General features: G+C 67.7%; 16 protein-coding genes. 6 read left to right on the top strand and 10 right to left on the bottom strand.

Annotation, left to right across the window (positions count from 1 at the left end; translation table 11 throughout):
* Positions 1 to 251 precede the first annotated feature (251 nt).
* Entirely contained in the window at positions 252 to 1,043 is a 792-nt protein-coding gene (locus ACT53Q_RS04090; RefSeq protein WP_476185386.1) for a TrbM/KikA/MpfK family conjugal transfer protein, read from the top strand.
* 99 nt (positions 1,044 to 1,142) lie between these two features.
* Here the strand turns inward: ACT53Q_RS04090 and ACT53Q_RS04085 are convergent, their stop codons facing one another.
* The gene (locus ACT53Q_RS04085) at positions 1,143 to 1,805 is read right to left on the bottom strand and encodes a DUF2238 domain-containing protein (RefSeq protein ID WP_476185385.1); all 663 of its coding nucleotides are present in this window, start codon (positions 1,803 to 1,805) and stop codon (positions 1,143 to 1,145) included.
* 110 nt (positions 1,806 to 1,915) lie between these two features.
* On the opposite strand from ACT53Q_RS04085, the gene ACT53Q_RS04080 reads away from it, so the two are divergent.
* The gene (locus ACT53Q_RS04080; RefSeq protein ID WP_476185384.1) at positions 1,916 to 3,619 is read left to right on the top strand and encodes a M28 family metallopeptidase; all 1,704 of its coding nucleotides are present in this window, start codon (positions 1,916 to 1,918) and stop codon (positions 3,617 to 3,619) included.
* Between the two features lie 6 nt (positions 3,620 to 3,625).
* Here ACT53Q_RS04080 and ACT53Q_RS04075 read toward each other — a convergent pair whose 3' ends face one another.
* Entirely contained in the window at positions 3,626 to 5,443 is a 1,818-nt protein-coding gene (locus ACT53Q_RS04075; protein WP_476185383.1) for a monovalent cation:proton antiporter-2 (CPA2) family protein, read from the bottom strand.
* Positions 5,444 to 5,559: 116 nt separating this feature from the next.
* Positions 5,560 to 6,480, bottom strand: coding sequence for a LysR family transcriptional regulator (locus tag ACT53Q_RS04070; RefSeq protein WP_476185382.1), 921 nt, complete (start codon positions 6,478 to 6,480; stop codon positions 5,560 to 5,562).
* 105 nt (positions 6,481 to 6,585) lie between these two features.
* On the opposite strand from ACT53Q_RS04070, the gene ACT53Q_RS04065 reads away from it, so the two are divergent.
* Complete coding sequence (locus tag ACT53Q_RS04065; protein ID WP_476185381.1) at positions 6,586 to 7,185, top strand: short chain dehydrogenase; 600 nt, start codon at positions 6,586 to 6,588, stop codon at positions 7,183 to 7,185.
* Between the two features lie 77 nt (positions 7,186 to 7,262).
* On the opposite strand, the gene ACT53Q_RS04060 is transcribed toward ACT53Q_RS04065, so the two are convergent.
* On the bottom strand, positions 7,263 to 7,712 hold the full coding sequence (locus ACT53Q_RS04060) for a hypothetical protein (protein ID WP_476185380.1): 450 nt from the start codon (positions 7,710 to 7,712) through the stop codon (positions 7,263 to 7,265).
* A gap of 129 nt (positions 7,713 to 7,841) precedes the next feature.
* Here ACT53Q_RS04060 and ACT53Q_RS04055 point away from each other — a divergent pair, with 129 nt between their 5' ends.
* On the top strand, positions 7,842 to 8,687 hold the full coding sequence (locus tag ACT53Q_RS04055) for an energy transducer TonB (protein WP_476185379.1): 846 nt from the start codon (positions 7,842 to 7,844) through the stop codon (positions 8,685 to 8,687).
* Positions 8,688 to 8,935: 248 nt separating this feature from the next.
* On the top strand, positions 8,936 to 9,793 hold the full coding sequence (locus ACT53Q_RS04050) for a PA4780 family RIO1-like protein kinase (RefSeq protein WP_476185378.1): 858 nt from the start codon (positions 8,936 to 8,938) through the stop codon (positions 9,791 to 9,793).
* A 27-nt stretch (positions 9,794 to 9,820) separates the two neighbouring features.
* Here the strand turns inward: ACT53Q_RS04050 and ACT53Q_RS04045 are convergent, their stop codons facing one another.
* The 5 genes from ACT53Q_RS04045 to ACT53Q_RS04025 form a co-directional block, all read right to left on the bottom strand.
* On the bottom strand, positions 9,821 to 10,558 hold the full coding sequence (locus tag ACT53Q_RS04045) for an RNA pseudouridine synthase (protein WP_476185377.1): 738 nt from the start codon (positions 10,556 to 10,558) through the stop codon (positions 9,821 to 9,823).
* Positions 10,559 to 10,768: 210 nt separating this feature from the next.
* Positions 10,769 to 12,700 (bottom strand): helix-hairpin-helix domain-containing protein, encoded by a 1,932-nt coding sequence (locus ACT53Q_RS04040; RefSeq protein WP_476185376.1) that lies wholly within the window; start codon positions 12,698 to 12,700, stop codon positions 10,769 to 10,771.
* Entirely contained in the window at positions 12,697 to 13,512 is an 816-nt protein-coding gene (locus ACT53Q_RS04035) for a PP2C family serine/threonine-protein phosphatase (RefSeq protein WP_476185375.1), read from the bottom strand. Before ACT53Q_RS04035 ends, ACT53Q_RS04040 begins: the two co-directional genes overlap by 4 nt.
* Positions 13,512 to 14,189 (bottom strand): vWA domain-containing protein, encoded by a 678-nt coding sequence (locus ACT53Q_RS04030; RefSeq protein ID WP_476185374.1) that lies wholly within the window; start codon positions 14,187 to 14,189, stop codon positions 13,512 to 13,514. Before ACT53Q_RS04030 ends, ACT53Q_RS04035 begins: the two co-directional genes overlap by 1 nt.
* A gap of 153 nt (positions 14,190 to 14,342) precedes the next feature.
* Positions 14,343 to 15,752: a tectonin domain-containing protein gene (locus ACT53Q_RS04025; protein ID WP_476185373.1), complete on the bottom strand. Its 1,410-nt coding sequence runs from the start codon at positions 15,750 to 15,752 to the stop codon at positions 14,343 to 14,345.
* A 379-nt stretch (positions 15,753 to 16,131) separates the two neighbouring features.
* Here ACT53Q_RS04025 and ACT53Q_RS04020 point away from each other — a divergent pair, with 379 nt between their 5' ends.
* Entirely contained in the window at positions 16,132 to 17,760 is a 1,629-nt protein-coding gene (locus ACT53Q_RS04020) for an ATP-dependent Clp protease adaptor ClpS (RefSeq protein WP_476185372.1), read from the top strand.
* Between the two features lie 63 nt (positions 17,761 to 17,823).
* On the opposite strand, the gene fusA is transcribed toward ACT53Q_RS04020, so the two are convergent.
* Positions 17,824 to 19,863 carry an elongation factor G gene (fusA, locus tag ACT53Q_RS04015; protein ID WP_476185371.1) on the bottom strand — a complete coding sequence of 680 codons (2,040 nt, stop codon included), beginning with the start codon at positions 19,861 to 19,863 and terminating at the stop codon, positions 17,824 to 17,826.
* Between the last annotated feature and the right edge of the window lie 463 nt (positions 19,864 to 20,326).

Raw genomic sequence — 20,326 nt, 5'->3', positions numbered from 1 at the left:
TCCGGGACGCCTCTGCCCGCACCGGACGGGCGACGGGCCATGCTTTGCAAAGTGTCGCGGAACTCCGCTAACCTGAACTGGGGCTCCTGCCGCCGCATCGATCACGTCGATCGATCGCCGCGAGTGGGTCATGTAGCAGGGGCACTGAATTCCGAACGTTCCGGCATGGCCGGGGCCCGGTTATGTGAATCAAGGAACCGTCGTCCTCCGTGGTTCCCGCCCAAGCCAATCGATTACGGGAGCGAAGTCAGATGAACAGGAAAGCGATTTCGATGGCGCTCGCCACGCTGCTGCTGGCCAGCGGCGCCGCCTACGCCCAGGACAGCAACCAGCCCGACCCCAGCGTCTACCAGGCGATCGGCGTCGATCCGACGACCCTGCCTTCGCAGTACGACCCGAACCAGTACAGCGGCCTGCCGGAAGGCATCGATCCGAACGCGGCCCAGGGCGGCACGCTGTCGAACGACATGCAGGCGATGGTCGACAACATCGTCAACCAGCAGAAGGGCCAGACCCTGAGCGGCGACGAAGGCCTGGCCTGCGAAGCCATCATCTGCCTGTCCAGCGCCACCCGCCCGGGCGAGTGCGCGGCCTCGCTGGCCCGCTACTTCAGCATCAACCTGAGCAAGCCCTGGAAGACCATCCAGGCGCGCATCAACTTCCTCAAGATGTGCCCGAGCTCGAACGACTCGCCGCAGATGGGCAGTCTGGTCGAGGCCATCGGCAACGGCGCCGGCCGCTGCGACGCGGCCACGCTGAACCAGATCAACCGCCGCTGGATCGGGGAGAACGAATACGAGATCGACAGCACGATGCCGTCGTACTGCGACGCGTATTTCGCGCACGAGTACACCGACATCAACAACCTGCGCCCGCGCTACGTCGACCGCTTCGTGGTTCGTTCGTACACCGACAGCGAAGGCAACGTGATCAACGAGTACGACGGCGGCTACTGGGTCGACGGCACCACCAGCCTGCCGTCCTCGGTCGCGGCGACCAACGCGATTCCCGCTTCGAAGGACAAGGCCGGCGTCGGCTTCTGATCCTTCCGCCAGCGCGGAACGCAACGAAAAGGCGGGGGCGACCCCGCCTTTTTCGTGTCCGGAAGCCGGTCGCCCCGCGCCCGACCACGGCCCGACCGGTCAGCGCAGGACCGCGGCCCCCAGCTGGCGATCGTGCACCCGCGACCACAGCAGCAGCGACAGCGCCGCGCCGCACAGGCACAGGAACATGTCCCACTGCGTGTCCCACTGGTCGCCCTGGGTGGCGAGGAAGGCGTCGGCATCGGCGCCGTAGATCAGCGCCGACCACCATTCGATCAGCTCGAAGAACGCGCTGAAGCTCAGGCACACCGCCAGCACGAGGTAGTTGAGCCAGCCGCCGCGGCGCAGCGGCGTGTGGCGCAGCAGCAGTTCGCGGGCGAGGATCGCCGGCACGAAGCCCTGCATCAGATGGCCCACGCGATCCCACGGGTTGCGCTGCAGGTGCCAGCCCAGCGCCGTGGCGGTGTCGCGCAGCCAGAACCCGATCGGCGTCTCGGCGTAGGTGTAGGCGCCGCCGTGGATCAGCACCAGCGCATGCGCGACCAGCAGCCAGCACAGCAGCCGGGTCAGCGGGAAGCGGCGCCAGTTCATCAGGATGATCGGCAACGCGGCCATCACCCATATCGTCTCCAGCAACCAGGTGAGCCGGTCCTTCGGCGCGATGCCGGACACGACCAGCGCGCCGACCACGATGCCGAGCTGGAGCCAGCCCTCGCGGCGGCCGGGCGGGGTGGCGATGGCGGCGGTCGGAACGACGGACATGACGGCATCTCCCGCGAACGATGCCGCATGGTACGTCGCCCGCACGGCATCGGCGTTGTCGCGTTCCCGTGCCGGTGATAGCGTCCGCCATCCCCCGACCGGAACCGACGATGGCGCGCCTGCATTTCCTCGCCGCAACCCTGCTCCTGGCCATGCCGCTCGCCGCCTGCGATCGCGGCCCCGAGGCGCCCGTCGCGCCGACGGTCTCCGCGCCCGCGGTCGACACCGCGGCGCCGCAGCCGAAGACCGCCGCCGAGCGCCGCATCGCCGAGGACGTGCGCACGCTGGCCGACGATCGCTTCGAGGGCCGCGAGGCCGGCACCCGCGGCTACGACCTGGCCGCCGAGTACGTCGCCAGGCGCTTCGCCGCGATCGGGCTGGCACCGGCGGGCGACGACGGCAGCTTCTTCCAGCGCGTGCCGCTGCTGAAGGCCACACGCGAGGCCGACGGCGCGGCGCTGGTGATCAAGCGCAACGGCCGCGAGATCGCGCTGCGCTTCCGCGAGCAGTTCCTGCCCGGGCAGGACTTCGACGCGGCGGAGCACGACGTCGAGGCGCCGGCGGTGTTCGTCGGCCAGGGCGTGCACGCCCCCGACCTGGGCCACGACGACTTCGCCGGACTCGACCTGCACGGCCGCATCGCGATCGTGTTCGGCGGCGCACCCGCGACCTTCGGCAACGACCAGCGCGCGTTCCACAGCTCGACCCGCGAGAAGCTGCGCCTGCTGGCCGAGCGCGGCGCGGTCGGCGTGGTGTTCGTCGACACGCCGAACGACGAGGCCGACACGCCGTGGGCGCGCACCGCCGACAACTGGCAGCGCCCGGCGATGCGCCTGCGCGGCCCCGACGGCAAGAGCGTGGGCACGTTCCCGCAGCTGCGCGGCATGGCCGTGGTGAGTGCGGCGGCCGCCGACCTGCTGTTCGCCGACGGCCCGCGCACGGCCGCGCAGCTGTTCACCGCGGCCGATGCCGGCACGCTCAAGGGCTTCGCGCTGCCGGGCACGCTGCGGCTGGCCGCGCGCACGAAGATCGAACCGGTCGAGTCGCGCAACGTCGTCGCGAAACTGCCGGGCAGCGACGCCGCGCTGGCGGCCGAACACGTCGCCTACACCGCGCACCTCGACCACCTCGGCATCGGCGCGCCGGTGAAAGGCGAGGACGGCAAGGAGGACCGCATCTGCAACGGTGCGCTCGACAACGCGCTGGGCGTGGCGATCCTGCTGGAGACGGCGCGCACGCTGAAGGCCGAGCCGAAGGCGCCGAAGCGCTCGATGCTGTTCATCGCGCTCACCGCCGAGGAGAAGGGCCTGCTCGGCGCGGAATGGTTCGCCACGCATCCGACCGTGCCCGCCGACGGCCTCGTCGCCGACCTCAACGTCGACATGCCGGTGCTGCTGGCGCCGAGCAAGGACGTGGTGCCGATCGGCGCCGAGCATTCGACGCTGAAGACCGCGCTGGAAGCGGCGGCGAAGGAGGTCGGCGTGACCCTGTCGCCTGATCCCTATCCGGAGGAGGTCGTGTTCGTGCGCAGCGACCAGTACGCCTTCATCCGCGCCGGCGTGCCGTCGCTGTACCTCGACGGCGGCACGCTGTCGGCCGACGGCATACGCGATCCGAAGCTGGCGCTGCGCAAGTTCCTGCGCGACCACTACCACCAGCCCAGCGACGACGCCTCGCTGCCGATCTTCTGGCCCGATGCGGTACGGCTGGCGACGCTGGAAGCGCGCATCGGCCGCCTCGTCGGCGACGCGACGGATCGTCCGCGCTGGAACGACAGCGACTTCTTCGGCGAGCGGTTCGCGGCGAAGCGCTGACGCCGGTCAAGCGGCCGGCGCGTCGTCGCCGGCGTCCGCCGCGCCGGTGTCTGTCGACTCCGGCGCGACGTCGGCCTCGAACAGCTGTTCCAGCTCGCTGCGGGCGCGGCGTGCGCTTTCCAGCAGCGCCGCTTCGTCGTCGTAGATGAGGTGCTGTTTGGCGAGCAGCGTTTCGTCGTGCGCGCGGAAGCGGTGCATGCGGTCGTCGGCCTGTTCGGGCGGCATGCCCAGCGCGACCAGCACGTCGCGGCCCATCTCCAGGCCCGAGGCGAAAGTCTCGCGGGTGACGTCGGCGCCGAGGTCCATCAGCTGCCACGCGTGGCGGCGATCGTGCGCGCGCGCGAACAGCCGCAGGTGCGGGTACAGGCGCTTCACGACGCGCGTGGTGCGCAGGCTGGCGGCCGGATCTTCCAGCGCGTTGATGAACACCTTCGCGTTGGCCGCGCCGGCGGCGCGCAGCAGGTCGGGCCGCGAGGGATCGCCGAAGTAGACCTTGTTGCCGAAGCGGCGCATCACGTCGAGCTGTTCGCTGTCGGTCTCCAGCGCGATGAAGCGGATCTTCTGCGCCAGCAGCAGGCGCGCGACGATCTGCCCGAAGCGGCCGAAGCCGGCGAGGATGACCTGCGAGTCGTGGTCGGGGATCGCGTCGAACGCCCGCTCCGGCTTGCGTTCGGGATGCGCGCCCAGCCAGCGCCCCACCGCGATCATCGCCAGCGGCGTGAGCGCCATCGACAGGCCGACGATCGCCACCAGCCGGTTCTGCACGGCGTCGTCGATCAGCTGCACCTTCGCCGCTTCGGCCAGCACCACGAACGCGAATTCGCCGCCGAGCGCCATCACCGCGCCCAGCTGCAGCGCCTCGCGCCACGCCAGCCGCCCGGGGCGCACGCCGATCGCGAACAGCACCGCCGACTTCACCGACAGCAGCGCCAGCGTGCCCAGCGCGATGGTCCACGGCTCGGCCGCGATGCGATGCAGGTCGATGCTCATGCCCACCGACATGAAGAACAGGCCCAGCAGCAGGCCCTTGAACGGTTCGATCTGCGATTCGATCTCGTGGCGGTATTCGGAATCCGCCAGCAGCACGCCGGCGAGGAACGCGCCCAGGCCCATGCTGAGACCGGCCAGCGACATGATCCACGCCGCGCCGAGCACCGCGAACAAGGCGCTGGCGGTGAGCATTTCCGGCACGCCGATGCGCGCGGCGGTGCGGAACAGCTGGCGCAGCAGGAAGCGGCCGCCGATGACCACCACCACGATCGCGCCGACCGCCTTCAGCGCACCGGCACCGGCATTGCCGTGGCGCGCGGCGGCGCCGAGCAGCGGGATCGAGGCGATCAGCGGGATCGCCGCGAGATCCTGGAACAGCAGCACCGCGAAGGCGGTGCGCCCGTGCGGCGAATTCAGCGCCTTGCGCTCGGACAGCAGCTGCAGGCTGACCGCGGTGGACGACAGCGACAGCGCGAGCCCCGTCACCAGCGCGGCCTTCCAGCCCAGGCCCAGCGCCAGCGCGATCCCGCCCAGCGCCGCGCCGCTCAGCACGACCTGCAGCGCGCCGAGCCCGAACACCGGCCGCCGCATCACCCACAGCCGCGATGGCGACAGTTCCAGGCCGATGACGAACAGCGTCATCACCACGCCGATCTCGCTGGCGGCCATCACCGGCTCGGCGTCGCGGATCACCTTCAGCCCGAACGGGCCCAGCGCGACGCCCGCGGCGAGATAGCCCAGCACCGCGCCCAGGCCGAACCGCTTGAACAGCGGCACGGCCACGACGGCGGCGAGCAGGAAGACGAGGGCGAGCTGGAGACCGTTGCCGTGCATGACCGCGCCACGTTACCGACCGCGGCCGACCACGGCAACGCACGTGCGCCGATCGCCGCGTTCCGCCGACGCGACGCTGCGACGCTGCGACGCTGCGACGCTGCGACGCCGCGGCGTCAGCGCAGCAGCGCCTGCCGCTCCGGCGCCTCGAACCACGCCAGCGCGAAGCAGCGGAACGCCTGCTGCAACCGCGTGGGATGGCGTCGCTGCGGATGCACCAGCGCCATCGGCAGCTGCGCGATCTCCCAGTCCGGCAGCAATCGCACCAGCCGGCCTTCGGCCAGCGCATCGCGCACCAGGTAGAACGGCAACCGGGCCATGCCCACGCCGTGTTCGGCCGCGCGCTGCAGCGCCGCGAAATTGTTGATCGCGAGGCGACCGTGCGGACGCACCGTGCCGCTGTCGCCGCCGCGCACGAACACCCACTCCGCGTCGTCGCTGAAATGGCTGTTGCGCAGCGCCGGCAGCGATGCGAGATCGGCCGGGCGCCGCGGCGGCTCGCGCCCGGCCAGCAGCGCCGGCGCGGCCACCGCGATCTCGCGCACCACGCCCACCGCGCGCACGACCAGGCGCTCGTCGATCACGCGCGTGGCGCGGAACGCGAAATCCCAGCGGCCGTCGAACAGGTCGCGGACGACGATGCTGGTGTCGACCTCCACGTCCACCTGCGAATGCCGCGCCATGAAATCGCGGACCAGCTCGACCACGAACGTTTCGCCGAACGTGGTCGCGGTGGTGATGCGCAGCACGCCGCGCACCTCGTCGCGCTCGGCGGCGACGCGCTGCCGGGCGTCCTCGTAGGCCGCACGCAGGCGGCCCACGTCCTCGGCGTGGCGATGCCCCAGCGCGGTCAGCGACAGCCGCCGCGTCGTGCGCAGCAGCAACTGCGCGCCCAGCGCCTGTTCCAGCTCGGCCACCTGGCGGCTGACGTGCGCCTTGGAGCAGCCCAGCGCCGCCGCCGCCGCGGTGAAGCTGCCGTGCTCGGCGACCGCGGCGAAGCAGAGCATCCGGTCGATGTCGGCGGACATTGTCTTCATGGAGAAACAGTATTTCCGCGCCTGGCCGGCTAATCAAGGCAAAACCCGCGGCGCAGACTGTCGCTACTCCGCCGATTGTCGGCTCAATGGAACAAAGGAATCGCCATGAAACTGCTCCTCGTCGGTGCCCACGGCACCCTGGGCCGCGCCGTTGCCGCCGAACTCGGCGCGCGCCACGAGATCGTCACCGCCGGCCGCTCCGCCGGCGACGTCCGCCTCGACCTCACCGACCGCGACGGGGTTGCCGCCGCGCTCGACCGCATCGGCCCGCTGGACGGCGTCATCGCCGCCGCCGGCAACGTCGCCTTCGGCCCGCTGCTGGAGCTCACCCCGGAACAGTGGGCGCTGGGCCTGCAGGACAAGCTGATGGGCCAGGTCCAGCTGGCGCTCCTGGCCGCGACCCGCCTCAACGACGGCGGCTCGATCACCCTGACCACCGGCGTGCTCACGCACGACCCGATCCGCTACGGCGCGTCGGCGTCGCTGGTGAACGGCGCGATCGAGGGCTTCGTCCGCGCCGCGGCGCTGGAACTGCCGCGCGGCCTGCGCATCAACGCCGTCAGCCCCGGCGTGCTGGCCGAATCGATGCCGGGCTACGCACCGTATTTCCGCGGCTTCGAGCCGGTGCCCGCGGCCCGCGCGGCGCTGGGCTTCAGCCGCAGCGTGGAAGGCGCGCAGACCGGACAGGTGTACCGCATCGGTTGAAGTGCCGCATCGGCTGAGGCCGACGCATCACCGACGCGATCGAGGGTCCGGCGCAGCGCGCCGGGCCCTTGCGCGTTCTAGCCGCACATCACCACGCGGTCGTCGAGGCGACCGCGGAAACGACGCTCGAAGCGGCGGCCGTCGGCGGTCTTCAGCCGCAGCGTGCCTTCGATGCTGCCGTCCGCGGCCTGCCGGAATGTCGCCTCGCCGGTCAGCGGCGTCGCGTGGTCCGCGGTTTCGACGTACATCGCCACGCCGGTGCGGTCGTCGCCTTCGGCGAAGACGACCTTGCGTTCGCCATCGAACTGCGGCGACGACCAGACCGACAACTGCAGCGCCGGCAGCGCCGCAGGATCGACGCCATTGCCGGCGGGCACGGACACGGTGAAGGCCGCACCGTCCCACGGCGCACAGGTCCTGGCGATCTGCGCGGTCGCGACCGCCTCCGGCCGCGTCGGCGGCGCCGCGCCGCAGGCCGCACAGGCCAGCACCAGTCCCGCACACATCCACCCGCGCCATGACGTCATGTCCGCACTCTCCGGAGACGACCCGCGCGGCCCGATGCCGGCGGTGTCGATGACGCGATTGTGCACCGGACGCGCGATCGCGGCGGCTTGCAGTACGCTGGCGCCCTCGCATCCCTCAAGGTCGTCGCCGTGTCCTTCCGCCCTCTCGCCGCATGCCTGCTGCTCGTCTGCCTGCTCGCAGGGTCGACCATCGCCTCGGCGCAGCGCATCGACCCGAAACAGGTCGAATCCAGCCTGCTGGTGACCGGCAGGATCGACATCGCCGCCGACGGCACCGTACTCGGCTACACGCTCGACCAGCCGGGCAAACTGCAACCCACCGTGCTCAACCTCATCGCCGGCACCGCCCCGCAGTGGAAGTTCGAGCCGGTGAGCGAACCCGCGCCGCAGTCGTTGCAGATGTCGCTGCGCTTCGTCGCGCGGCGGCCCGACGACACCCACGTCACCGTGACGTTGAGCAGCGCGCAATTCAGCGTCCCCGATCCCGCACCCGACACCACGCTGCAGCTCGACAAGCGGAAGATGCGGATGCCGACGTATCCGAAGGAACTGGCGGAACAGGAAATCGAGGCGACGGCATTCGTCTCCGTCCGCGTGCACCCCGACGGCACCGGCGACGCCGTCGTCCGCCGCGTCGACCTGATGGCGCGCGGCTCGAAGGCGGACATGGCGCGCTGGCGCAACGCACTGGCGCAGCGCGCACTGACCGCCGCGAAGGAGTGGCGCTACAAGGTGCCCACCCGCGGCCCCGATGCCCAGCGCCCGTACTGGTACGGCAACATCCCGATCTGCTTCACGATGGAAGGCGAGCCGCCGCCGTACGGCGTCTGGCAAACCTACCTCCCCGGCCCCGAAACCCCGTCGCCCTGGGAAAACGAAGCCGACAAGGACACCAACTACGACGCCGCCGCACCGAACAGCATCACCGGCGCCTCGACGGCCCGGCGCCTGCTGACGCCGCTGATGAAGAAGTGATGCGGGATGGCGATGATCCTGCGTGCGCTGCGCAGGGTCCCGCCGACGTTCACCGCCGACGCGCCGGTCCGAGCCGACCTCTGCTCGTGGAATGTCCGCTTGTAGCCAAGGACTGACCTCTGCCATCACCGGACTGCGCGCTGATCGCAGCTGCCGTTTTTCGCACGATGGCGACGCCTGTCGCGAAATGCGAACATTTGCGGTTCGTGGCAAGCAGCGCCGTACCGGCGCGCCCCTCCAGAGAGACCGTGAAGACCCCCCAAGGCTTGCAGGCGCTGATCGACGACGGCGTCATCGATGAAGTGCTGCGGCCGCTGAAGAGCGGCAAGGAAGCGGCGGTGTACGTCGTTCGCAGCGGCGACGACGTGCGTTGCGCCAAGGTCTACAAGGACATGGCGCAACGGAGCTTCCAGCAGCGCGTGCAGTATCAGGAGGGCCGCAAGGTGCGCGGCAGCCGCGAAGCGCGTGCGATCGGCAAGGCCAGCAAGTACGGGCGCAAGCAGCAGGAAGTCGCCTGGAAGAATACCGAGGTCGATGCGCTCTACCAACTGCGCGCCGCCGGCGTGCGCGTGCCGGAGCCCTTCGGCTATTTCCACGGCGTGCTGGTGATGGAACTGGTCACCGATGGCGAGGGCTTCTCCGCGCCGCGCCTGGGCGAGATCGAGCCGAGCGAAGAACAGGCCCGCGAATTCCACCGCATCCTGATCCGTCAGGTCGTGCTGATGCTGTACTGCGGGCTGATCCACGGGGATCTGTCGCCCTACAACGTGCTGGTCGATGCGGACGGGCCGGTGGTGATCGACTTCCCGCAGGTCGTCAGCGCCGCCGGCAACAACGCCGCGCGCACGATGCTGCTGCGGGACGTCAACAGCCTGACCGCCTACCTCGGGCGCTGGGCGCCGGAACTGCTGGACACCTGGTACGGCGAAGAGATGTGGGCCCTGTTCGAGGCCGGCGAATTGCGGCCGGACACCGAATTGACCGGGGAGTTCACCGCGGACGAAGGCGACATCGACCTGGACAGCGTGCGCCACGCCATCAACGATGCGCGCGAGGAAGCGTTGATCCGCCAGCAGGGTCGCGAAGCGGCGGAACAGGACGATTGAAGCGACCGGCGGCCGGGGCGCCGTGGTTCAGAACTTCTCGCCGACCGGCAGGTAACGCCATGCGCCGGGCGGCATCGGGCCGTTGGCGCCCTTGCCCAGTCCGATTTTGCCGATGCGCAGGCGGCGGATCGACAGCACGTTCAATCGGACTTGCGCGCACATCGCACGCAATTGCCCGTCCCGCACGCCCTTGATCGCGAAGCGCAGCCGCGTCTCGCTCTGCCAGCTGACCTTGCATGGCGGCAGCTCGCGGCCGTTCAGGCTCAAGCCGTGGTTGAGCTTCCGCAGGCCGTAGGGAACGATGTCGCCGGCGACTTCGACGATGTACTCGTGCTCGATCAGGTCGGCGTCCTCGGTCAGGCGGCGCCAGACCCGGCCATCCTGCGTCAGCACCATCAGGCCGCTGGCCTCGGCGTCCATCGACACCAGCGGCGTCAATCGATGCAGATGGCGACGCAGCAGACGCACGCCGCTGGCGTCGTCGGCCCAGCGCGTGTCGGAGCGCACCAGCACACTGGCCGGGCTGCGCCCGTCGATCGCATCGAAACCGGACGGCTTGTGCAGCAGGATCGTCGCCGGCTCCACCGGCTCCAGGCGCGCCTCGGGATCGAGTTCCACCCGCTCCGTCGTCACCTTGTGCTGCGGCGCCTCGATCACGTCGCCCTCCACCGTCACCCAGCCATTGCGGATGTACTGCTCGGCTTCGGCGCGCGAACAACTGAACAACTCACTGACGCGATGGGCGAGACGAACGGGAAGCGACATGGAGACGGCCGAAAAGCGGGGCATGCAGTGTAGCGGCCCGGAAGGCAGCGCGCGGGGGAAGATTGGACGTGTGGTCGCGTGGCATCGGCCGAAGGCGGACGTTCGATGTTGCCCCCGTAGCCCGGGTAAGGCCGCACCCGGGAATCCCTGATTGTTCATCCCGGGTGCGTTTCGCTTACCCGGGCTACTTGCTGCTCTTGCCAACGACTTCTATCGGATTGCGCGAAGGTCAGCTTCTGCCTGTGCCGCGACTTGCGCCGCAGCGCGCATCGGGCCTTCCAAAGCTTGGCGTCTTGAGAGGATCGTATTGCGAATCTGATGGAGTTCAGTTGTCCCCCTCCGCAGCGCCTCTTCCAACTCCCGCTTTTGCAGGGCGATGCGCTGATCTAGGTCCGCGACATCCTTCGGATCTACGCCCGAAGTCGGATCGAAACGGAACTTGGCTTCGACTGCTCGCTTCCAGTCCATCAACCGCGCGGTGAGGGCAGGACCGAAACCGGGAACATTGAGTACCGCTTGACGAGAAATGTCGTCCGCAGTTTCTATTCCATAGGACTCTAGCATCGACTTCTTGGCCGGGCCAACTCCGCTGATGTTGGCTTTGGAAATTTCAAATTTATCGAGGAACTTCCTTTTTGCAGCAGCCTCACGATTGCTCACGAGCTGCGAGTAATGCAACTGACGCGTAACCGGGAGCTTCAAAAGCTCTTCCCGCTGGCTACGCAACTCATTGAGTTTTGCTTCAAAGGACCGACTGGATGCCTCCTTGAACCATCTATCACTCAGACTGCGCAACTCATTTTCAGCAAGCAACTTGCGCTGTTGGTATTTTGTCTTGTCAATCGAAGGAGCAATTGCACGAAGAATTGCGGCTGCAGCCCATGCCGCGAGGCAGCTCAACATCCAAAAAATTCCGTTTGCGATGCAAACGACAAATACAGCCAAAGCAGCTATGACACCGAGCCCGCTGAATACGCCTTTGAGCGAGGCGTACCGCTGCACCTCGGGGGATGGAACAACAGGATTCGAGGCGACTGCCAGCTGTGCCGCTGGTGGCGATGGAACAGAAGCGATTTGCGCCCACACGGCTTCGAGGCTGAAGGGCCCGCTTGCGTGAGGCTGTGGTACATAACCCATCGGCAACGGGAACGGCGAAGCTCCAGTGCCCGCTTGAATTTTGCACCAGGGGCAGGGGATGCCTCGCACGAAGTAGTGCCCGCCGTGGCTGGAACACTTGGCAAAATTTCCTTCCAGCCTTTGCAACGCAAGCACCCATTGCTCAGCTGTCGGGCGCCCGCCTGGCTGCATGCCATTCTTTGAGAAGGCCTTTTCCCATAGCTCAGCGATCTCCTGTCCCGCTACAAAAGCAGAGGGTGAGGCCGGCGGTGGCGCCATTTGCGTTGTAGCCTGCTCCCGGGAATAGGCGTATTTGCATTGCGCGATTGCCTCGCCCAGAGACAAGTCGCCCTTTCCGAAATGCTTCCCGGCAAAGGGATGCCGGCCGAGCATCAGCAGGCGAAAGATCAGGACGGCAAGGCCGAAATTGTCATGATTCGCAAAGCGCACGACGCCTCGGAACGCCTTTCCCTGTAGCTCGGGCGGCGTGAAGTCCTCGACGCCCACCTCGCACAGGAAGGTCTTTGCACCTGCGGCGAACTGGAAGCTGTCGCAGTCGATCAGGCGAACAGTGGCGTCGGCCGAGACCATGATTCCGCCATGGTTTACGTCAGCGACTAGGATGCCCGCTTCATGCACCACAGCAAACGCTCGCGCCGTATTGAGCGCAGTGCGAACCAGCAGACGCCAGTCTGCCTGCGGAAAGATCTGCTGCCGGCTCTTCGGGCCATATACTTCATGCACATCATGCGCAATGACTTTCGGCATCAAGAAGCCGGTCACTTTGCTGCCATTTCCATAGAGCACGTCATGCGGCCATGCCGTCAAAGCCGCAAGTTTAGGCGTCAGCAGCTTCGACATTGCACGCAACTTCTCTGCACGCTCGGCCGGAATATCTTTTAGATATATCTTTGCCACAAGATCCGGCTTGCCCACCACCTCATACACGGCGCCCTCGCCGCCCTTCCCCAGTAACTTGCCTAGTTGCACGAGGCCTTTCGACCCTCTGACCGCTATCAGACTCATGGCTCGACTGCTACAAGCGCTTTTGATGGAGGCATCTTCAGCCGACTTGCCATCAGGAGGGTGATGTCATCGTCCGCACGCTCCGTGATCGTCGGGGAAGACAAATAGCCGGCAAGCTGTCGAGACAGATCCTCACTGAAACCGTGCGTCTTGCATGCGCGAACGGCCGGGAACATCCCATCGAAGAATGGGCTGTGCACGGTTTGCGATGCATAGTGCAGTGTTAAACCTTCGATTCCGTCTGTAAATACTGCAACCTCATAGATGGGCTGTGCAGTCAGCGTGAACTCGAACGCCTCACGACTCGATGGCTCAGTAAGGAATCGCGTGGTGTTAAGGTACTCGCCATGCTGAGGCCACGACGCGATGCACCAATCGTCCTCACCTCGCGCCAAAAAGACGATCGCGCCGTCACCTATCTGCATGAACAAAGCGTGCTCGTTGGAAACAACGGCAGCGAGAAGCGTGCAGGCAAATTCGCGCAAAGCGAGGCCCTGCTCTTGGGCAGCCTGCTGTACCGCTTCGGCTGCGTTCTCGATCCATGTCGACGCAAGCTCACGCGTCACATCACAAAGCACACCACCTTCTTCGAGGTATAGACGAATATTGTCGAGCAGTTCTTGACAGGCACGTTCGGAACCATCATCGGAGCGAGAAGCACTGCCAGCGCCATCGGAGGCAATCAGGACGACAACCGGCCCAAAATCGGAAAGAATCTCCAGACGATGGCTGTCTTGGCAGGGCGCCCCGCTCTTCCCATGGGAAGCACCCGTAACGGAGGCAGCGACCGCACGCCACTCCTGCAGCTCCATCAGACGCTCGCCCACCCCTGCGGCGTAGCTGGGTTCTCCAGTGGAACGGCGTCGCCCGGAGTCGAACGCGAAACAGCACTCATCGAGTTCGACAGCCAGCTGAAAAGGTCGCGGAAACGAAGACCTTTGAGACTCAGCGGCTCGCGCACGCTTATCTGCTTCAGTATCTCCATGTTTGCGCCTTGAATGCCGACCGCGAAGAACTGGAAATTCTTATTGGCCTCACCCTCGCGTACGAGTTGTGCTGCTCGGTCCCACCTGTCGGTCGGGGCGCCATCGGTAATCAGGAATATCCATGGCCGGTAGAAAGCGACGCCATTAGCGCGGTAGATGTCTTTGCGCTGCCGTATCATTTCCACTGCGCGCTCTATGGCCGATCCCATTGGCGTATCGCCGGCACTCTCCAGGGCGGGAGGGTAAAATTCATCTGCTGTGACAAAATCGGTCACGGTCGAAACTGGTCCGAATGAGACGATACCGACCTCGACTCGCTTGGCAGCAAGCGAGTCGGCGACGAGCTCATCCTTGAACTGAATCAGGCCGGCATTGAGTTCCGCGAGCGGTTGCCCTGCCATGGACCCTGAATTGTCCAGCAATAGGAGACAAGGACACCGGGGCTCCGGGTTGTCAGCAAACTTGTGGGCGCCAAACGGCACCTGCTCAAACGCGTTCTCCATCCCCCACTCCTTAAGCATTAGGAAAGCTTCAAGTTAACCGGCTTGGCGCCACGCAGTCGCCGCAGCAAAGCATGCCGCTTTGGATCGACCTTCACGCCACAACGATAATCCAGCCCTATGCCAACTCCACCCTGCAACATCTGACAGCCCCCATCACCCACTAACACCTCCCACCCCCGCCGCCCTGAAATACCGCCGCAGATGATGGTCCGCGCCGACCATCACGCCGGCGCCGGTCCAGACGTTGTTGTCGTTGCCGGTACCGACGGTGATGCCGCAGACGTGGTAGCGGTCGGCGGCATCGATCTGCTGCAGCGGGACGGCGCCGATCTGCGCCCAGTCGCCGGGGGCGATACGCGACCAGAGTTTGTGTCCGCTGTCGATCGCGAACAGCGACGCGTCGCTGCCGATGGCGACGTCGAGCATCGGGCCCGTGATGGGTGAAGCGATGGGCTGCCAGGTGCCGTCATAGTAGAACAGCTTGCCGTCGGGATCGAGGCCAGCGATGTACTGCGCCGAGCCCACCGACACATTCTGCATCGTGCCGGGCACGGGCAACCAGCCACTGCCGTTGAAGCTGAAGATCGCGTGGTTCGCGTCGACGCCCCACAGCGTGCCGTCGGTGCCGACGGAGATCGATGCGAGGTTGCCGCCGGCGATGCGCTGCCACGTGCTGCCGCCCCATTCGAGATAGCGGTTCCGCTGCACGTCGAGCACGTACATCCTGTGGGCGTCGATCGCGAAGACGTCGAGCACCTGCGGGAAGTTCGCGAGGCGCTCGTAGACCGAGAAACCGGCAAGGCGCACCGGCGGCTGGCCGTCGACCAGCACCGTGCCGTCCGCGGCGACGCCGACACAGTTGACGATGCCGGGCGTGTCGAGCATCTGCCACACGCCGCCGCCGAGCACGTAGAGCAGGCCAACGTCCCAGCCGTAGACCAGGCCGTCGTTGCCGGCGGTGATGCCGTACAGCCGCGGCGTGTTGGTCGCGACCACGCGCCACGTGTTGCCGTCGAGCCGCAGCGTGCGCTGGTCGCTGGATTGCAGCCAGACCGTGCCATCGGGCGCGATCGAGATCCACTGAGCATCGGGTGCACCGTCCACGCGCGCGAAGATGGTGCCATTCCAGCGATACGGTGCGCCGGGCCCGCCCCACCAGCCGCTGGTGTTGTCGATGGTCCACGCATCGCCGCCGTTGCCGACCGCGATGAACAGCGCGTTCGCGCCGCCGTTCGGGCGCAGCTGCCAGCCGTCGTTGTTCGCCCACTGGAAGATGTTGCCGTGGTCGTCCACGCCCCACACGCCACCGTCAGGCGCGACCGCGGCGTGCCAGATCGGCGCCCACGGTACGGGCTGCAACGGCGTGTCGACGAGGCGGTAGAGATCGCCCGCGGGCCCGAGGCCGTAGATCGTCTCGACATTCGCCACCGCAACGCAGGTGATGGCCTGCGAAGGCTCCGGCTGGATCGCGCCGTTGCCGAGGAAACGCAGCGACTGCTGCGCCGTGTCCACTGCCCAGAGACTGCCGTCGTTGCCGTTCGCGGCCATCCGGTACTTCGCCATGTGCTGCTCCTGCGTCTGTGCTGCGGAAGGGGAGTCGGGCACCTGTCGCGGAAAACCGCGATGCGGCGGCGACGCAGACGCGGGACGCGCCGCATCGCGCGTTGCGCGTGCAGCAAAAGTGGCGATCGGATCTGGAGCGAGGCGCGCACCGGCGGCCTTCCCTGACGCGACCGCCTGTTCCCCCTGTCGGCGCGCCATGCATGCAGGCGCCTCGCGGATCATGACGTGATTTCGGGACGCATGCGGTCAGGGACGCACGGCAGCGAGGAACGCGTTGGCTCGGGTCGGTATCGCGATGGTCGCGGCCGGTGATCGACGGCGGGTCGTGCGGCCACTACGCCTATAATCCAGAAACGCTGGCCGAATGGACCGTTCAGACATGAAAGAAACGCCGGATTGGGTGAAGGATGTGTTCCTCGTCGTCCACGACGACGACGACACGCCGTTCGAAGGACTGGCCGCGCTGCTCCGGCGCTGCGTCGGATTCGGAAAGGAGAATGCCGAAAGCTGGGCGCGACACATCGATCGCAACGGCAGGACGAAGATAGGGCCATGGACGCGGACCATCGCCGAGACGATCCATGGCGAAATGACGCGCCTGGCGCCGGAATACGCATGCGGGACGCTGCGGGTGTCACTCGAGGACGATGCCGAGGACGACGTGCCGCCGGACGCGGCACGCCCCACGCGCAAGGCCCATCAGGTCATCGACGAAGTGTTCCGTGGCTGGCCTGCGGACAGTTTGGTGATCGTGCGACGCGAGTTCCCGGCGTACCTGCGCGTGGACGTGCAGCTCGCGCTGGATGCGCTCACGGCAGGTGCGCGTCGCGTGGGTGTCCATGGCCGCAACCGGTACGACGCTTCGGACATGGCGACACTCGTGTCCGAGCGCGATCACGCCAAGCTGGTCGGCGCGATCCAGTACGAGGACATCGACATCGGCGAAGGCCGCCCCGTGCGCCTGGCGACGAATGCGCTCTCGCTGGTCGAGGACGTCGACGTGCCGCTCGCCGTGTGGGTGAACACCGGGTCCGAGTTCACCCACATGCCGCAGCTGAACGTGGAGATCCTGTCGCCGCCCGGCGAAGCGGCCGCCGCTCGCACCACGATGATGCTCGACGCGATCGAGGCCGCCATCGCGCAGGGACGCAGCTATCGCGGAAAAGTGCTGTCGCTCGAAGCCAGCGAAAGCTATCGCGGCATGGCGGCGAACGCGCTCACCGTGCATTTCCGCACACCGGTGGGCGAGGACGAACTGGTATTGCCCGCTGCCGTGAAACAGGCGCTGGAGCGGCACGTCATCGGCTTCGCCGCGGAGCGCGAGGCGCTGAAGTCGTTCGGACAGTCCGGCCGCAAGGGCGTCCTGCTGTACGGTCCGCCCGGCACGGGCAAGACCCACACGATCCGCTATCTCGCCGAACGCCTGCGCGACCACACCACGTTCCTGGTCACGGCGGAGCAGGTCGGCATGATCGGCACCTACTTCCGGCTGGCGCGGCTGTTCGCGCCGTCGATCCTGGTGATCGAGGACGCCGACCTCATCGCGCGCCAGCGCGACGACATGTCGTCGGCCGGCGATGAAGTCATGCTCAACCGCCTGCTCAACGAAATGGACGGCCTGAAATCCGACGCCGATCTGTTCGTGATCATGACCACCAACCGTCCGCAGGCACTGGAAACCGCGCTGATCCAGCGCCCGGGCCGCATCGACCATGCCATCGAAGTGCCGGTACCCGACAGCGATTGCAGGCAACGCCTGCTGCGGCTCTACGGCAGGGGCCTCGACATCGATCCGAAGGCCGCCGCGGATCTCGTCGCGCGCACCGACGGCGTGAGCGCGGCCTTCATCAAGGAAATCGCGCGACGTCTCGCCCAGCAATCCATCCGCGCGGGCCATCCGGGGCGGGTGGATGCCGCCGACCTCGATGCCGTGCTGGACGAGATGCTGACCGAACGCGAAGGCCTCAACCTGCGACTGCTGGGGGGCGCGAGCGTCGGCAGCGCGTGAGGCACACGACGCGACGCGCAAAGGAAAGGCGCCGGTCGCCCGGCGCCTTCCTGCCACGAAACCTCATTGCACCCTGGCGTCCTCGTAGCCATGGAACGACAGGGTGGCCTCCGCGCGGCCCTGCGTGAGCGAACGCAGCGCGGTGGCGTAGCCGGCGAGCGCGGCGAGCGGCGCCAGCGCGAGGACGTCGGCGCGCGCGCCCTTGTCCTTGATCGTCGCCACGCGGCCATGACGGCGTTGCAAGTCGCCGATCACGTCGCCCAGATGCGCGGACGGCGTGTCGATGACGACGTCCATCACCGGTTCCAGCAACGTGGTGCCGACCTGCGCCAGCGCAGAGCGGATCGCGTCACCCGCCGCGCGCCGGAACGCGAGGTCGGACGAATCGACGGCATGCGTCTCGCCGTCGACCAGCGTCACCGCGATGCCGACGACGGGATGGCCACGCGGGCCTTCCGCCAGCGCCGTGCGCACGCCGTGCTCGGTCGCCGCCACGAACGCCTTCGGCACCGCGCCGCCGACGGTGCGGTCCTCGAACGTGACCAGTCCGTCGTCGCGCGGTACGACGTCGATGACCACGCGCGCGAACTGGCCGACGCCGCCGTTGCGCTTGACCACCTTGCCCTCGACGCCGCGGATCGCGGCGCGCGGGGTTTCCTGGTAGGCCACGCGCGGCGTGCCGGTGCGCACCTCGACCTTCCAGTCGTCGCGCAGGCGTTCGACCTTGGTGTCGAGATGCAGTTCGCCCATGCCCCACACCAGCGTCTCGCCGGTGTCGGGATCGGTACCGACGCGGAACGACGGGTCTTCCTGCGCCAGCGCGGCCAGCCCCTGGCCAAGCCGGATCAGGTCGTCGCCGTGCGCCGCAGACAGCCGCAGCGACAGCACCGGCGGCTGCGTGCGGATCGCTTCCAGCAGCAGCCGGTCGTCCGCACCCGACAGCGTTTCGCCGCCGACCGCGTCTTTCCAGCCGAGGATGGCGACGATCTCGCCCGCCTGCGCCTCGCGCACGTCGTGCGTGCGTGCCGCCTGCACCATCGCGAGGCGCCCGATGCGACGCGTGCGCGCCTGATGCGAGCACCACACCGCATCGCCCACGCGCAGCGTGCCCGCGTAGACGCGCACGTACGCGACCGGCCCGTGCGCCTGGTGCGCGACCTTGAACATCAGCGCCGCGAGCGGGCCCGCGGGGTCGGCATCGAGGTACGTCTCGACGCCGTCGCGTTCGGCACGCACCGGCGGGCGATCCAGCGGCGACGGCAGATAGCGCACGATCGCGTCGAGCAGCGCTTCGATGCCACGGTTGCGGATCGCCGAACCCGCGAGCACCGGCACGCCGGCGCCCGCAAGCGTCGCGCGCCGCAGCGCAGCGCGCAGCATCGCGTCGTCGATCGGGCGTTCGTCGAGCCACGCCTCGGCCAGCGCGTCGTCGTGGCCGGCGACGGCTTCGATCAGCCGTTGTCTTGCATCACGATGCTGCAGCGCGTCGTCGTCGGTCCACGGGCGACGCACGGTCTCGCCGTCGTCGGTCCACGACACGACGCTGCGTTCGACCAGGTCGACCCAGCCGTCGAACGTGCCGGCCTCGCCGAGCGGCACGCCCAGCGCCCATGCCTCGGCGCCGAGCTTCTCGCGCAACTGCGCGAGCACGCGCGCGAAGTCCGCGCCCGGCCGGTCCATCTTGTTGACGAAGGCGATACGCGGCACGCCGTGGCGTTCGGCCTGGCGCCACACGGTCTCCGACTGCGGCTGCACGCCGTCGACCGCGGAGAACACGGCGACCGCGCCGTCGAGCACGCGCAGCGAGCGTTCGACTTCGATCGCGAAGTCGATGTGGCCCGGCGTGTCTATGAGCGTGAGCCGATGCATGGTGTCGCCGTCCGGCGCCCAGTCCAGGCGCACGGCCGCGGCGCCGACGGTGATGCCGCGGCGGCGTTCGATCTCGGAGAAGTCGGTGGTGGCGGCGCCGTCGTGCACTTCGCCGATGCGATGGATCGCACCGGAAGCGTAGAGCAGGCGTTCGGTGAGCGTGGTCTTGCCGGCGTCGATGTGGGCGATGATGCCGAGGTTGCGCCAGCGGGAAAGCGATGTGCGGGTGTTCATAAAGGTGGATTCGATGAATCGCCAACATGCGGGGCCGCACGCCCCGGTTGGCGACGGGATGGGCGGCTAACGTTCGGTGTCGGCGGTCTGGTGCATGGCACGTTCTCCTGGTGTCTTCGGCGTGGTGGATCGGGAGATCCGGAAAATCGGGCGATTCGGAAAAATCGCGGGCAACAAAAAAAGCACCCTTGCGGGTGCTTGTCTGCGTCGCGACCGGAGGCGGCGGATCAGCGTGATCCGGAGCCGTCGATCGCAGGAGGCAGACGCACCCGGCCCGCGCTCGCGCGCTGGCGATTCAACAAAATCAGGAGCGGGTTCCGCGTCATGATCGTGGCCGGTCGGGTGGAAGGAGGCGCGCATTCTGCGCGCGGGGTCGCGGCGGCGTCAACGCGGCACGGATGGGACGCTGCGTCCGGGTCCGGAACGCGAACGCCCCGCACGAGGCGGGGCGTCCGGTACAACG

The organism is Lysobacter sp. DMC97 (assembly GCF_056313745.1).
Note: the sequence above shows the minus strand (reverse complement) of the source record. Positions and strands in the feature narration are given on the sequence as shown.